The following is a 14,729-nucleotide window of genomic DNA, read 5'->3' on the forward strand; positions in this document are numbered from 1 at the left end:
TGTCGCTTGCCCAGTGTCGTTCAGTCCTTCGTGAGAGCGGTCGTACTGCTACCTAGAGTACGTGCCCCGCGCGCGTCAGGTTCCCGCCGGGCCACCGGTACGGGCACGGGCTCCCCCGCTGTCGCCGCCACCGGCGCCGGCTGCCCGGGTGCCCCGAAGAGCATGCGCCGTACGTCGGCCCGCGCCTGTCGCACGCTCTCGCGGGCGGCGGTGAGGGCCTGTCGGGTGGTGCGGCGGACCTCCTTGACGGCCCTGGCGGCGGGGCGCCACACGGCGTCGCGGACCAGGTGTCCGACGGGTGTGAGAACGGTCCTGTAGACCCACCGCACCGGCTCCACGAAGATCCACCGAAGGAGTTTGGCGAGGAAGCGGCCGATGACGAGGGAGAGGTGCCCGGCGACGCGCCAGGCGTGCCCGAGCGCGTCACCGATCTCGCGGGCGACGACGGCGACGGCCCGCCCGATGGGCGCGAGCAGCCAGCGCCAGACGGCGACGGCGGGCGCGACGAGGATCCAGCGGAACAGGGTCGATACGACGGTCCAAGTGCCGCGCGCCAGCCAGGAGATGCCCGCCCCGATCCCCCGCGCCAGCCACGCGATCCCGTGCCCGATGGGGGTCAGGACCGCCCGGTACAGCCACACGGACGGCACCACGATCAACACGCGGCCCAGCCAGGCGAGACCGGCGCCGACCGGCACGACCACGTACCGCCAAAGACCCACCCACGGCCAGACGAAGACCGCCTTCAGCAGCCAGACCAGGACCGCGCCGATGCCCCGTCCGGCCGCCGCGGCCCCGGCGCCGAGCGCCCGCGCCAGCCAGGCGATACCGTGTCCGATCGGGGTCAGCACGGACGCGTACAGCCACGCCGCCGGGATCGCGACGAGGTGGCGCCACAGCCACGCGCAGCCCGCGCCGATACCGAGCGCCAGCGCCGAGATGCCCCGGCCAATACCCCGCGCCAGCCACGCGATCCCGTGCCCGATCGGGGTCAGGACCGCCCGGTACAACCACACGGACGGCACCACGATCAACACGCGGCCCAGCCAGGCGAGACCGGCGCCGACCGGCACGACCACGTACCGCCAAAGACCCACCCACGGCCAGACGAAGACCGCCTTGAACAGCCACGTCAGGACCGCGCCGATGCCGCGCCCGACCGGCCGCAGGCCCCTGAAGTACAGGAAGCGTCCACAGACGGCGAGCGCGTCCCACACCAGGCGCACCGGCACCACGAGCACCAGCACCACGATCCGTACGGGCAGCCGGATCGCGACGGCGAGACAGCCCTCGGCCTGCGGGGGGTGACGGTCGGCCTGCCCCGGCGGGGGCTGCTGGGCAGCCTCGTGGGGAGGTCGTTTTTCCAGGTCCATGTCGTCCTAGACGCGTGGGAGTCCGGTTCGGATCCAGTACCGCAGTTTTCCGCCCCGCTCGTCCTCGAAGGCGCCGCCCGACGCCTCGATGACCTTGCGCGAGCCGATGTTGTCGGTGTCGCAGGTCACCAGGACGGATTCCAGGCCCAGTTGGGCCGCGTACGGCAGGCAGGCGCGCAGCATCCCGGTGGCGTGGCCGCGGCGGCGGGCGGTGGGGCGGACGTCGTAGCCGATGTGGCCGCCGTACTCGCGCAGGAAGCGGGTGGCGATGGTGTGGCGGATGGCGACGCGGCCGAAGTAGTCGGCGCCGTCCACGTACCAGAGGGTCGTGACCGGGACGGAGTGCGGCGCGGCGGGGTAGGCGGCGGCGTCGACCTCGGCGACGTACCGCGCGAAGACGACGGGGTCGTGCCACTTCTCGCCGTAGTCCCGCAGGGTGCGGCCGAGCGTGGTGTCGTCGTCCGCCCCGCCCCGCCCCTCGGCCCGGAACTCCTCCATCGCGGCGATGTAGGAGCGGTGGACCAGGGCGGTGGGCGGGGCGAGTCGCGGCACGTGGGGCTACTTGACGACCGTGAGCGGCAGGAGCTTCTTGCCGGTGGGGCCGATCTGGATGTGCGTGTCCATCTGGGGGCACACACCGCAGTCGAAGCACGGCGTCCAGCGGCAGTCCTCGACCTCGGTCTCGTCGAGCGAGTCCTGCCAGTCCTCCCAGAGCCAGTCCTTGTCGAGACCGGAGTCCAGGTGGTCCCAGGGCAGCACCTCTTCGTACGTGCGCTCGCGCGTGGTGTACCAGTCGACGTCGACGCCCATCTCGGGCAGCGTCTTCTCGGCACAGCGCATCCAGCGCTCGTAGCTGAAGTACTCGCGCCAGCCGTCGAAGCGGCCGCCCTCCTCGTAGACCGCGCGGATCACGGCGCCGATGCGGCGGTCGCCGCGCGAGAGCAGGCCCTCGACGATGCCGGGCTTGCCGTCGTGGTAGCGGAAGCCGATCGAGCGGCCGTACTTCTTGTCGCCGCGGATCTTGTCGCGGAGCTTCTCCAGGCGGGCGTCGGTCTCCTCGGCGGAGAGCTGCGGGGCCCACTGGAACGGCGTGTGCGGCTTGGGCACGAAGCCGCCGATCGACACCGTGCAGCGGATGTCGTTCGAACCGGAGACCTCGCGGCCCTTCTGGATGACCTTCGTCGCCATGTCGGCGATCTGGAGGACGTCCTCGTCGGTCTCGGTGGGCAGGCCGCACATGAAGTACAGCTTCACCTGGCGCCAGCCGTTGCCGTACGCGGTGGAGACGGTGCGGATGAGGTCTTCCTCGGACACCATCTTGTTGATGACCTTGCGCATGCGCTCGGAGCCGCCCTCGGGGGCGAAGGTCAGGCCCGACCTGCGGCCGTTCCTGGTCAGCTCGTTGGCGAGGTCCACGTTGAAGGCGTCGACGCGGGTCGAGGGGAGGGACAGCCCGATCTTGTCCTCCTCGTACCGGTCGGCGAGGCCCTTGGCGACCTCGGCGATCTCGGTGTGGTCCGCGGAGGAGAGCGAGAGCAGGCCGACCTCTTCGAAGCCGGTCGCCTTGAGACCCTTCTCGACCATGTCGCCGATGCCGGTGATGCTTCGCTCCCGCACGGGGCGCGTGATCATGCCGGCCTGGCAGAAACGGCAGCCGCGGGTGCAGCCGCGGAAGATCTCGACGGACATCCGCTCGTGGACGGTCTCCGCGAGCGGGACGAGGGGCTGCTTGGGGTAGGGCCACTCGTCGAGGTCCATGACGGTGTGCTTGGAGACCCGCCACGGCACGCCCGACCTGTTGGGCACGACGCGGGCGATCCGCCCGTCCGGGAGGTACTCGACGTCGTAGAAGGCCGGGATGTAGACGGAACCGGTCTTCGCGAGGCGCAGCAGGACCTCCTCGCGGCCGCCGGGACGGCCCTCCGCCTTCCAGGCGCGGATGATCTCCGTCATGTCGAGCACGGCCTGCTCGCCGTCGCCGATGATCGCCGCGTCGATGAAGTCGGCGATCGGCTCGGGGTTGAAGGCGGCGTGGCCGCCGGCGAGGACGATCGGGTCCTCGACGGTGCGGTCCTTGGACTCCAGCGGGATGCCCGCGAGGTCGAGGGCGGTCAGCATGTTGGTGTAGCCCAGCTCGGTGGAGAAGCTGAGCCCGAAGACGTCGAAGGCCTTCACCGGGCGGTGGGCGTCCACCGTGAACTGCGGGACCTGGTGCTCGCGCATCAGCGCCTCCAGGTCCGGCCACACGCTGTACGTGCGCTCGGCGAGGACGCCGGGGCGCTCGTTCAGGACCTCGTAGAGGATCATGACGCCCTGGTTGGGCAGCCCGACCTCGTAGGCGTCGGGGTACATGAGCGCCCAGCGGACGTCGCAGCTGTCCCACGGCTTGACGGTGGAGTTCAGCTCACCGCCGACGTACTGGATGGGCTTCTGCACATGCGGGAGCAGAGCTTCGAGCTGTGGGAAGACCGATTCGGCAGACATCGCGAACCTTCATGAGCCGGCAGGGGTGACCATCAAGCGTACCCCGGGGTTCACCCGCCGAGCGCCGCCCGCACTTTCCGCCGGGACGCACCGGCCCACACCCCCGGCAGCGCCCGCTCGCCGTCCGCCGCGCTCGCTTCCTCCTGGCCGTACAGCAGGCCCCAGGCGAAGGCGTTCTCGCCCGCCATGTGGGCCTGGACGGCCAGGGCGCGCAGGGCCTCACGGGCGACCACGCTGTCCTGGTGGTCGCCGAGCACGCTCTGTACGGACTTCATCCGCTTCGCGAACCTCTTGGCGGGCTTGCCGAGCGCGGGGACCGCGGCCTCGCCCGCGTACCGGGCGCGCTTGGCGGCCTTGCGCGCCTCGTGCATCGCCCGGTCGCGCTCCCCGCCGGATTCCAGTGCGAGAGCGTGTTCGACGCGGGTCGCGAGGCGGGCGTAGTCCTTCAGGAGCGCCTTGGGCAGCGCCTTGGCGGGCGGCGCGGAGGCGGCGGGGTGCAGCGGGGGTTCGGCGAGCAGGGCGTCGAGGGAGTCCAGGAGCGCGAGGTAGCGCTCGCTCTCGAGTACGGCGGCCGTCCTGGACCGCGAGTCGGCGCGGCGGGCGACGGACCACATGCGCAGCCGCCCGCGGACGGGGCCGAGGAGCAGGGTCCCCGGCAGCGCCTCGACGCGGGTGACGAGCCGCTCGGCGAGGACCTCCTGGTCGCGGTCGACGCCCAGCTCCCCCGCGAGCCACTTCAGCTCCTCGCCCACGGGATCGGTGACCCTGCGGTCGAGGATCTTGCGGTACGACTTGAAGGCGCTGCGCATCCGCCGGGTGGCGACCCGCATCTGGTGGACGGAGTCGGGCAGTTCGCGGCGGACGGCGGGGTCGAGGGAGACGATCGCGTCGCGCTGGGCGCGGAGGTAGGCGACGACGTGGTCCCCCGCGGTGCCGGATCCGTCCCCGACGGCCTCCCGTACCGCCTCGGCCACGGCCTCGCTCTTCCCCGCCCGCTTGCCCGCGCTGACCGCGCCCTCCGCCGTCCCGGCCTCGCCGGCCGCGGCCTTCTTGCCCTTGCGGCCCTTCGGCGCGGTCTCCTTCGGCGCGGTCTCCTTGGGTGCGGTCTCCTTGGGTGCGGTCTCCTTCAGCGCCCTGGCCAGCTTGGAGGCGGTGGTGGAGCGGCGTACGCCCGCCTTCTTCAGCTTCTTCTCGACCTTGTCGAGGAAGGCGGGGTCGCCGCCGTCGGCCAGCTCCACCTCGATCTCGGACCACGCGGCCGTGCCGCCGCCCGGGGTGAGCCGCTCGGCGATCACCCCGTCGACGCTGACCTCGGCGAGCAGTGCGCCCCGCGCGTCGAGCAGGTGGCGCAGGTTCCGCGTGGACAGCAGGCGCACCACGGGTACGAGTTCGGCCTCGCGGACGCGGGAGCGCACGAGGCCGAGCAGGGCGGACGGCACGGTGTCGGCGAGCGGCGCGTGGATCTCGTCCCGCACGCCGTCGGCGAGCGACACCGGCAGCTTCAGGTGCCAGCCCTCGTCGGCGCCGCCGGTGCGGCGCCGCAGGGTGATCGAGGCGGCGGCCAGGCGCTGGTCGTGGGTGTCCCAGTAGACGGCGTCCAGCTCGACGACGCCCTTGTCGACGACTTTGCCGACCCCGGGCACCCCGGTCAGGTCGGGCGGCTCCGTGTCCGCCCCGGCCTCGTACTTCCGCTCGATCTCGCGCTTCGTCTCCGCCTCGTGCTTCGTGTCCGCCATGAATTGAATCTAGACGCGAAACGCGAACCCAAACAGGACCGCGGCAACCTCAGGACTTTCCGGCGCACGGAGCTACGCCGACATCGGCCGCTGCACCTTGATCGACTGGAGCAGCCCAACGGCCACCCAGACCGCGAACATCGATGAACCTCCGTAGGACACGAAGGGCAGCGGAAGGCCCGCGACCGGCATGATGCCGAGGGTCATCCCGATGTTCTCGAAGGCCTGGAAGGCGAACCAGGCGATGATCCCGGCGGCGACGATCGTGCCGTACAGCTCCGTGGTCTCCCGCGCGATGGCGCAGGCGCGCCACAGGACGACGCCGAGCAGGAGCAGGATCGCGCCCGCGCCGACGAAGCCGAGTTCCTCGCCCGCGACGGTGAAGACGAAGTCGGTCTGCTGTTCGGGGACGAACTGCCCGGTGGTCTGGGAGCCCTTGGTCAGGCCGGTGCCGGTCAGACCGCCGGAGCCGATGGCGATGCGGGCCTGGTTGGTGTTGTAGCCGACGCCCGCCGGGTCGAGCGCGGGGTTGGCGAAGGCCGCGAAGCGGGCGATCTGGTAGTCGTCGAGGACGCCGAGCTGCCATATGGCGACGCCACCGGCGACGCCCGCGCCGAGGAGCCCGAAGACCCAGCGGTTGGAGGCGCCCGACGCGAGCAGCACACCGAGCACGATCATCGCCATGACCATGACCGAGCCGAGGTCGGGCATGAGCAGGACGATCATTATCGGCACGGCGGCGAGGCCGAGGGACTGGAGGACGGTCCGGTGGTCGGGGTGGTCCTTGTCGCCCGCGTCGACGCGGGCGGCGAGCAGCATCGCCATGCCGAGGATGATCGTGATCTTCACGAACTCGGAGGGCTGGAGCGAGAAGCCGCCGCCGAGCACGATCCACGCGTGCGCGCCGTTGATGGTCGCGCCGAGCGGGGTGAGCACGAGCAGGACCAGGAAGACGGAGATGCCGTAGAGGATCGGCACGGCGGTGCGCAGCGTGCGGTGGCCGAGCCAGACGGTGCCGATCATCAGAGCGAAGCCGATGCCGGTGTTCAGGACGTGCTTGAGCGCGAAGGAGTACGGGTCGTCGCCGACCAGCTCGGTGCGGTTGCGGGTCGCGGAGTAGACGAGCGCGGTGCCGATGCCGGAGAGCGCGATCGCCGCGAGCAGCATCGGCCAGTCGAGGCGGCGCACTATCGAGTCGCGGGCGAGCAGGCGCGCCAGGTTGGAGCGCTCGGGGCCGTACCCGGAGACGGAGAAGCCACTGCCGGTCATCAGTCACGCCTCCAGTTGGCCACGGCCCCGGCCAGCTCCTGCTGATCGTCCTGCTGCTGCCCGTCCTGCTGACCGCCGTCCGGCTGCTGCCCGTCCGGCTGTTGCCCGTCCGGCTGCCCCTGCGGCTGACCGTCCTTCGGCTCGGCCGCCTCGGGCTTGTACGGCTTGATCTTCGGGGCGTCGATGGATCCGTCGGCCTCGATCTTCGGCAGGGTCTTCTGCGGCTCGGGCAGCAGCGCCTTCTTCAGGTCCTGGTTGCCGCTGTCGTCGAGGCCGTAGATCGCGTCGTAGATCTTGCGGACGGCGGGTCCGGAGGCACCGGAGCCCGTACCGCCCTGGGAGATCGTCATGACGATCGTGTAGTCCTTGGTGTAGGTCGCGAACCACGAGGTGGTCTGCTTGCCGTAGACCTCGGCGGTACCCGTCTTGGCGTGCATCGGGATCTTGTCCTGCGGCCAGCCGCCGAACCGCCACGCGGCCGTACCGCGCGTCGCGACGTCCGCGAGGGCACCGTCTATGTCCTTGCGCAGCTCCGCGTCCATCGGCAGCTTGCCGTGTGCCTTGGGCTTGATCTCCTGGATCCGCTTGCCGTCGGCGCTGATGATCGCCTTGCCGACGGTGGGGTCGTACATGGTGCCGCCGTTGGCGATGGCGGAGTAGATCGTGGCCATCTGGATGGGCGTGACGAGGGTGTCGCCCTGGCCGATGGAGTAGTTGACGGAGTCACCGGCGCGCATCTTCATGCCTTCGAGGCAGTTCTCGTACGCGATGCGCTCGGAGTACTCCCCGCCCTTCTTGCCCTGCTTGCACCACGCGTCCTTGTTCGCCTTCCAGTAGTCCTTCTTCCACTGGCGGTCGGGGACGCGGCCGGTGACCTCGTTGGGCAGGTCGATGCCGGTCTCCTTGCCGAGGCCGAACTGGTGGGCGGTCTTGTAGAACCAGTCCTTGGCGTCGGGCTTCGGCTTGTTGCCGCCGTCCTTGGCCCACTGGTCGTGCGAGAGCTTGTAGAAGACGGTGTCGCAGGAGACTTCGAGGGCCTGGCCGAGGGTGATGGAGCCGTGCCCCTTGGACTCGAAGTTCTTGAAGGTCTGGCCGCCGATGGAGTACGAACTGGGGCAGGGGTAGCGGCCGTTGAAGTCGTAGCCCGCGTTGACGGCGGCGGCCGTCGGGATGACCTTGAAGATCGAGCCGGGGGCCGCCTGGCCCTGGATGGCGCGGTTCAGCAGCGGGTAGTTGGACTTCTTGCCGGTGAGCTTGGCGTAGTCCTTGCCGGAGATGCCGCCGACCCAGGCGTTCGGGTCGTACGACGGGTTGGAGGCCATGGAGACGACGCGGCCGGTCTTGTTCTCCATGACGACGACGGCACCCGCGTCGGCCTTGTAGTTCTCCCCGGTGTTCTTGTCGAACTCGCCGCGGGCCTTCTCCATCGCGTCGTTCAGCCAGTACTCGGAGACGGCCTGGACGCGCGCGTCGATGCTGGTGACGACGTTCGCCCCGGGCTCGGCCTCGTCGGACTTGGCCGTGCCGATGACGCGGCCGAGGTTGTCGACCTCGTAACGGGTGACGCCCGCCTTGCCGCGCAGCTGTTTGTCGTACGTCCGTTCAAGCCCGGAGCGGCCCACCTGGTCGGAGCGGAGGAACGGGGAGTCGGTGTCCTTGGCCTTGTTGATCTCGTCGTCGGTGACGGGCGAGAGGTAGCCGAGGACCTGCGCGGTGTTGGACTTGCCGGGCGCGGGGTAGCGGCGCACGGCGGTGGGCTCGGCGGTGATGCCGGGGAAGTCCTCGGAGCGCTCGCGGATCTGGAGGGCCTGCTTGGGCGTGGCCTCGTCCGTGATCGGGATGGGCTGGTAGGGCGAGCCGTTCCAGCAGGGCTGGGGGGTCTTGGAGTCGCAGAGGCGAACCTTGTCGGCGACGTCCTTGGGGTCCATGGCGAGGACGTCGGCGAGCTTGGCGAGTACCGCCTTGCCGTCGTCCTTCATCTTCATCAGGTCCGTGCGGGACGCGGAGACGACCAGGCGGGTGTGGTTGTCGGCGATCGGTACGCCCCGGGCGTCGAGGATCGAGCCGCGTACGGCGGGCTGGACGACCTGCTGGACGTGGTTGCCGGAGGCTTCCTTGGCGTACTCCTCGCCGTTGCGGACCTGGAGGTACCAGAGGCGGCCGCCGAGGGTGAGCAGGAGGGAGACGACGAGGATCTGGATGATGATGAGCCGGATCTGGACGCGGGGGGTCCGTCCGGTCTCCGGGATGTTGGTCACAGGCGCTTGACCCCCTTGATGCGTCCGGCGCGTGCCACGCGGGCCTTGGCCGCCTTGGCGCGCAGGCCGCCGCGCTGGCTGCCGATGCTCAGTCCGGTGCCGGAGGCGAGCCAGCCGGAGGAGACGTCGGCGGCCTTGTTGGCCGGGGAGCCCTCCCCCAGCGGGTCGTTCTCGGCGCGTCTGGCGAGCGCGATGATCAGCGGCACCGTGAAGGGCGCGAGCAGCAGGTCGTAGAGCGCGGCGGTGAAGAGCAGCCCGACCAGGCCCACATGGCGTGCGGCGGTGTCCCCGACGAGGGCGCCCACGCCCGCGTACAGCAGCGTGGAGCCGAGGGCGGCGCTGACGACCACGGCGAGCGGCCCGGTGGCGGAGCGCAGCCGGCCGCCGTCGGGCTTGGCGAGGCCCGCGAGGTAGCCGACGACGCAGAGCACGAGCGCGTACCGCCCCGCGGCGTGGTCGGCGGGCGGGGCCAGGTCGGAGAGGAGGCCCGCGCCGAAGCCGATGAGGGCTCCGCCGACGTGGCCGTAGACCAGGGCGAGGCCGAGGACGGTGAGCAGCACCAGGTCCGGCACCGCGCCCGGCAGCTGGAGCCGGGCCAGGACGCTGACCTGGATGACCAGGGCGACGACGACGAGGGTGGAGGAGAGCAGGATTCGGTTGAAGCGCATGGGTCCGGTCTCCTACTGCTCGTCGCCGTTGGCAGCGCCGTCGACCGGCGGCTCTCCCGACGGGGTCGCCGTGACGGTCACCGTCGGGGTCGGCTTGGGCTTCTCGGGCTTCTTCGGCAGGACCGTGTCGCGCGGGTCCTCGCGGGGCGCTTCGACGACGACGCCGACGATGTCGAGCTTGGTGAACCCGACGTACGGCTTCACGTAGACGTTGCGGGTGAGGTCGCCGCCGGAGGGGTCGACGCGGACGACCTCGCCGACCGGGACGCCGGGCACGAACGGCCGGTCCTTCTGCGAGCCGAAGGTGACCAGGCGGTCGCCCTTCTTGACCTTGGCCTTGCCGTTGAGCAGCTGGACGGAGAGCGGGCGGTCGCCCTGGCCGGTGGCGAAGCCCAGTTCGTCGGTCTTCTCCAGGCGGGTGCCGACGGTGAAGTCGGGGTCGTTGGCGAGCAGGACGGTGGCGGTGCCCGGTCCGACCGTGGTGACGCGGCCGACGAGGCCGTCGCTGTTGAGGACGGTCATGTCGCGCTTGATGCCGTCCTTGGCGCCGGCGTCGATGGTGACGGTCCAGGAGAAGCCCTGGGCCGCTCCTATGCCGATGACCTCGGCGCCCTTGATGCCGTACTGTCCCGCGCCCGCCGTCTTCAGCATGCCGTCGAGCTGGCGTACGCGGCTGCGGTTGCGGTCGTCGCTGCCGAGCTTCGCCTTCAACGCGGCGTTCTGCCGCTCCAGTTCGGCGATGCGGTCGTGTCGCTCGCCGGAGTCACGGACCGCGCCGATGGCGTTCCCGATCGGGTCGACGGCGGAGGACATCCCCTCCTCGACCGGACCGAAGACGGTGGCGGCGGCCTGGCGGGCACCGTCGACCGGCGAGTCCTCACCGCCGCGGATGTCCACCGTGATCAAAGCGAACGCGATGGCGATCAGCAGCACCAGGAGCAGCCGGCTCTCTCGTGTGTCCCTCACGTGCGGCGGCGTGCCTTCCTCAATCGGATTCCGTGGAATCTGCGCGTTCCACGAGGTTATGGGGAATTCTTCTGCGTTGCCCGAATTCTTCTCTTGCCTCTATATCAACGATCCGCCGCACGAAGTGACAGGCACTCGTACGGCGGATGTTTCGCGTTCAGATCATCTGCGTGGCTGGGCGTCGAGCACCTGCTGCAACGCCTCGAACTCCTCGACGCACTTTCCGGAGCCGAGCGCCACGCTGTCCAGCGGGTCCTCGGCGATGTGGATCGGCATGCCGGTCTCGCGGCGCAGCCGCTCGTCGAGGCCGCGCAGCAGGGCGCCGCCGCCGGTCAGGACGATGCCGCGGTCCATCACGTCGCCGGAGAGCTCCGGCGGGCACTTGTCGAGGGTGGTCTTGACCGCGTCCACGATCGCGTTGACCGGCTCCTCGATGGCCTTGCGGACCTCGGCGGCGGAGATGACCACGGTCTTGGGCAGGCCGGAGACCAGGTCGCGGCCGCGGATCTCGGTGTGCTCGTCGGCGTCCATGTCGTACGCCGAACCGATGGTGATCTTGATCTGCTCGGCCGTGCGCTCGCCGAGGAGGAGGGAGTACTCCTTCTTGATGTGCTGGATGATCGCGTTGTCCAGCTCGTCGCCGGCGACGCGGATCGACTGTGCCGTGACGATTCCGCCGAGCGAGATCACGGCGACCTCGGTGGTGCCGCCGCCGATGTCCACGACCATGTTGCCGGTGGCCTCGTGGACGGGCAGGCCGGAGCCGATGGCGGCGGCCATGGGCTCCTCGATGATGTGCACCTGGCGCGCGCCGGCCTGCGAGGAGGCCTCGATGACGGCGCGGCGCTCCACTCCGGTGATGCCGGAGGGCACACAGACGACCACGCGCGGGCGGGCGAGATAGCGCCGCTTGTGGATCTTCAGGATGAAGTAGCGGAGCATGCGCTCGGTGATCTCGAAGTCGGCGATGACTCCGTCCTTCAGCGGGCGCACCGCGACGATGTTGCCGGGCGTGCGCCCGATCATCTTCTTCGCCTCGGCGCCGACCGCGAGGATGCCACCGGTGTTGGTGTTGATCGCGACGACGGACGGCTCGTTGAGTACGATCCCCCGACCCCTGACGTACACCAGCGTGTTGGCGGTCCCGAGGTCGACAGCCATGTCACGGCCGATGAACGACATGTTGTTCCCCATGAGGATGCGTCTGGCCTTCCCTATTGGAGCTTGTGATGGCTTTTTAGGTAGGCGAGGTGGGTGCTGAGTGGCAGTGGAGGCTTCCATCGTAGTCTCGGCCGCGCGAAGACGGCGCGAGGGTCTTCGCCATTGTCAGCAGATGATGTGCCGCCCCGCTCTTGGAGACGTGCCATCGGGGGCACGCGTTCCCCCGATTGGGGCGCACATACCAATCGACGGCCGGATTCCACCGGCCGTCCGGAGCGGGGCGGCATTCCACTGACGTGTCGTCAGCGCGTCGCGCGAGCGGCGTTACGCCAGACCCGGGAAGAAGATCTTCAGCTCGCGCTCGGCGGACTCCTCGGAGTCGGAGGCGTGGATCAGGTTCTCCCGGACGATCACGCCGAAGTCGCCGCGGATGGAGCCGGGCGCGGCGGCGATCGGGTCGGTCGGGCCCGCGAGCGCGCGCACGCCCTCGATGACGCGCTCACCCTCGACGACGAGGGCGACGACGGGGCCGGAGGCCATGAAGCCCATCAGGGGCTCGTAGAACGGCTTGCCCTTGTGCTCGCCGTAGTGCTGCTCCAGGGTCTCCTGGTCCAGCGAACGCAGCTCCAGCGCGGAGATCGTCCAGCCCGCCTTGCGCTCGATCCGCCCGATGATCTCCCCGATCAGACCACGACGGACGGCGTCGGGCTTCAACAGGACAAGGGTGCGCTGGCTCATGTACGGCTCCAAGGGTTCGTGATCTCTGAGATCAAGGTGGGATGCGCCGCACGATACCTACTCGCTGTGGGCAGTCGTTCCGCAGGGCAGGTGGGGCCTCCCCTGCTCGAGCGAAGCCGAGAGCTTGGGGAAGGGTGGGCACAGCGCACCAGCTCCGGCCCACCGGAACAGAGGCGTCAAGCGGCGTCGGCCTCGGGGCCAGCCTGCGCGGCGAACCTAGCCTTCGCCTCGTCGACCTTGCGCCCGAAGTGGACCGACGCCCACCACAGGGCGGCAAAAACCGCGCCCATGAAGAACATGGCCGGCACCACGAAACCGCTCGCGATCAGCGCGATCTGAAGAGCCCAGCCCAGCTGCACCCCGCCGGGCCGCGTGATCACCCCGCACAGCAGCACGCACAGCAGCATCGCGACGCCGCTGACCGTCCAGACCGTGCCCATCGACAGGTCGGGGTCCTTCATGGCGACCAGACCGGCGAAGCCGATGACGAAGAACTCGCCGATCAGCGTCGAAGCGCAGAGCGTACGCATAGGAGTCAGCCCCTCCCCAGGAGCAGCCGGGCCTCGCCGACCGTGATGACGGAACCGGTGACCAGGACGCCGCCACCGGCGAACTCGCCCTCTTCCTCGGCGAGGGTGATCGCGGCCTCCAGCGCGTCCGGCAGGCGCGGCTCGACCTGGACGCGGTCGTCGCCGAAGACCTCGACGGCGATCGCGGCGAGATCGTCCGCGCTCATCGCGCGGTGGCTGGTGTTCTGCGTGATGACGACCTCGGCGAAGATCGGTTCGAAGGCTTCGAGCAGCCCCCGCATGTCCTTGCCGTCACTCGCGCCGACCACCCCGATGAGGTTGCTGAAGTCGAAGGCCTCGCTGATCGCGGCGGCCGCGGCGCGGGCGCCCGCGGGGTTGTGCGCGGCGTCCAGGACGACGGTGGGCGAGCGGCGCACGACTTCGAGGCGGCCCGGCGAGGCGACCGAGGCGAAGGCCTTGCGGATCGTGTCGATGTCCAGCGGGCGCGCGTGCTGCGAGCCGATGCCGAAGAACGCCTCGACCGCGGCGAGCGCCACCGAGGCGTTGTGCGCCTGGTGCTCGCCGTGCAGGGGCAGGAAGACCTCCTCGTACTCCCCGCCGAGTCCGCGCAGCGTCAGCAGCTGGCCGCCGACCGCGACCTGGCGGGCGACGACGCCGAACTCCAGGCCCTCGCGGGCGACCGTCGCGTCGACCTCGACGGCCTTCTTCAGGAGCACCTGCGCGGCGTCGACCGGCTGCTGGGCCATGATCACCGTCGCGTCCGGCTTGATGATGCCGGACTTCTCCGTGGCGATCTCGCCGGGCGTGGAGCCCAGGCGGTCCGTGTGGTCCAGGTCGATGGGGGTGATGACGGCGACCGAGCCGTCGATCACGTTCGTCGCGTCCCAGCTGCCGCCCATGCCGACCTCGACGACGGCCACGTCCACGGGGGCGTCCGCGAAGGCCGCGTACGCCATGCCGGTGAGGACCTCGAAGAAGGAGAGCCTGTACTCCTGCCGGGCGTCGACCATCTCCACGTACGGCTTGATGTCGTTGTAGGTCTCCACGAAGCGCTCGGCCTCGATGGGGGCGCCGTCCATGCTGATCCGCTCGGTGATCGACTGGACGTGGGGCGAGGTGTACCGCCCGGTGCGCAGCTCGAAGGCGGAGAGCAGGGCCTCGATCATGCGGGCCGTGGACGTCTTGCCGTTCGTCCCCGTGATGTGGATCGAGGGGTACGCGCGCTGGGGCTCGCCCAGGACGTCCATCAGCGCGGCGATGCGGCTGACGGAGGGCTCCAGCTTCGTCTCGCCCCAGCGGCCCGCCAGCTCCGTCTCGACCTCGCGCAGCGCCTTGTCCACCTCCGGGTCGGTGGGCCGGGAGGGGATGTCGCCCTGCGGCGGGCCCGCCTGGGCGCGCAGGGTGCGGCTGCCCGCCTCGATCACGGCGAGGTCGGGGTCGCGGTCGGTCTCGGCGCCGACGATCTCGTCGAAGGCGTCGTCGTCGGCGGGGCGGTCGGCGTGCTCGTCGTGCGGGGGGAGGTCACTCACGTACGTCAGTCTACGGA

The 14,729-nt window shown here is 70.3% G+C and carries 12 protein-coding genes; all 12 read right to left on the minus strand.

Annotation, left to right across the window (positions count from 1 at the left end):
- Positions 1–20: 20 nt before the first annotated feature.
- Positions 21–1,373: a hypothetical protein gene (locus DMA15_RS11985; RefSeq protein ID WP_125512755.1), complete on the minus strand. Its 1,353-nt coding sequence runs from the start codon at positions 1,371–1,373 to the stop codon at positions 21–23.
- A 6-nt stretch (positions 1,374–1,379) separates the two neighbouring features.
- The gene (locus DMA15_RS11990) at positions 1,380–1,871 is read right to left on the minus strand and encodes a GNAT family N-acetyltransferase (protein WP_125517652.1); all 492 of its coding nucleotides are present in this window, start codon (positions 1,869–1,871) and stop codon (positions 1,380–1,382) included.
- Positions 1,872–1,931: 60 nt separating this feature from the next.
- Complete coding sequence (locus DMA15_RS11995) at positions 1,932–3,857, minus strand: TIGR03960 family B12-binding radical SAM protein (protein ID WP_125512756.1); 1,926 nt, start codon at positions 3,855–3,857, stop codon at positions 1,932–1,934.
- Positions 3,858–3,907: 50 nt separating this feature from the next.
- On the minus strand, positions 3,908–5,593 hold the full coding sequence (locus tag DMA15_RS12000) for a CYTH and CHAD domain-containing protein (RefSeq protein ID WP_125512757.1): 1,686 nt from the start codon (positions 5,591–5,593) through the stop codon (positions 3,908–3,910).
- Positions 5,594–5,665: 72 nt separating this feature from the next.
- Entirely contained in the window at positions 5,666–6,862 is a 1,197-nt protein-coding gene (gene rodA / locus DMA15_RS12005) for a rod shape-determining protein RodA (RefSeq protein ID WP_125512758.1), read from the minus strand.
- Positions 6,862–9,120, minus strand: a complete 2,259-nt coding sequence (mrdA, locus tag DMA15_RS12010) for a penicillin-binding protein 2 (protein ID WP_125512759.1) — start codon at positions 9,118–9,120, stop codon at positions 6,862–6,864. The genes rodA and mrdA overlap by 1 nt, the downstream gene beginning before the upstream one ends.
- Positions 9,117–9,788, minus strand: a complete 672-nt coding sequence (gene mreD, locus DMA15_RS12015) for a rod shape-determining protein MreD (RefSeq protein WP_125512760.1) — start codon at positions 9,786–9,788, stop codon at positions 9,117–9,119. Before mreD ends, mrdA begins: the two co-directional genes overlap by 4 nt.
- Before the next feature lie 12 nt (positions 9,789–9,800).
- The gene (mreC, locus tag DMA15_RS12020) at positions 9,801–10,754 is read right to left on the minus strand and encodes a rod shape-determining protein MreC (protein ID WP_125512761.1); all 954 of its coding nucleotides are present in this window, start codon (positions 10,752–10,754) and stop codon (positions 9,801–9,803) included.
- A 162-nt stretch (positions 10,755–10,916) separates the two neighbouring features.
- Positions 10,917–11,936 (minus strand): rod shape-determining protein, encoded by a 1,020-nt coding sequence (locus DMA15_RS12025; RefSeq protein ID WP_030362602.1) that lies wholly within the window; start codon positions 11,934–11,936, stop codon positions 10,917–10,919.
- Positions 11,937–12,239: 303 nt separating this feature from the next.
- Positions 12,240–12,653 (minus strand): nucleoside-diphosphate kinase, encoded by a 414-nt coding sequence (gene ndk / locus DMA15_RS12030; protein WP_030783313.1) that lies wholly within the window; start codon positions 12,651–12,653, stop codon positions 12,240–12,242.
- Between the two features lie 176 nt (positions 12,654–12,829).
- Positions 12,830–13,183 carry a DUF4233 domain-containing protein gene (locus DMA15_RS12035; protein WP_125512762.1) on the minus strand — a complete coding sequence of 118 codons (354 nt, stop codon included), beginning with the start codon at positions 13,181–13,183 and terminating at the stop codon, positions 12,830–12,832.
- Positions 13,184–13,188: 5 nt separating this feature from the next.
- The gene (locus DMA15_RS12040) at positions 13,189–14,712 is read right to left on the minus strand and encodes a folylpolyglutamate synthase/dihydrofolate synthase family protein (RefSeq protein WP_125512763.1); all 1,524 of its coding nucleotides are present in this window, start codon (positions 14,710–14,712) and stop codon (positions 13,189–13,191) included.
- Positions 14,713–14,729: the final 17 nt, after the last annotated feature.

The sequence above is a fragment of the Streptomyces sp. WAC 01529 genome (genome assembly GCF_003945545.1).
GTDB lineage: Bacteria > Actinomycetota > Actinomycetes > Streptomycetales > Streptomycetaceae > Streptomyces > Streptomyces anatolicus.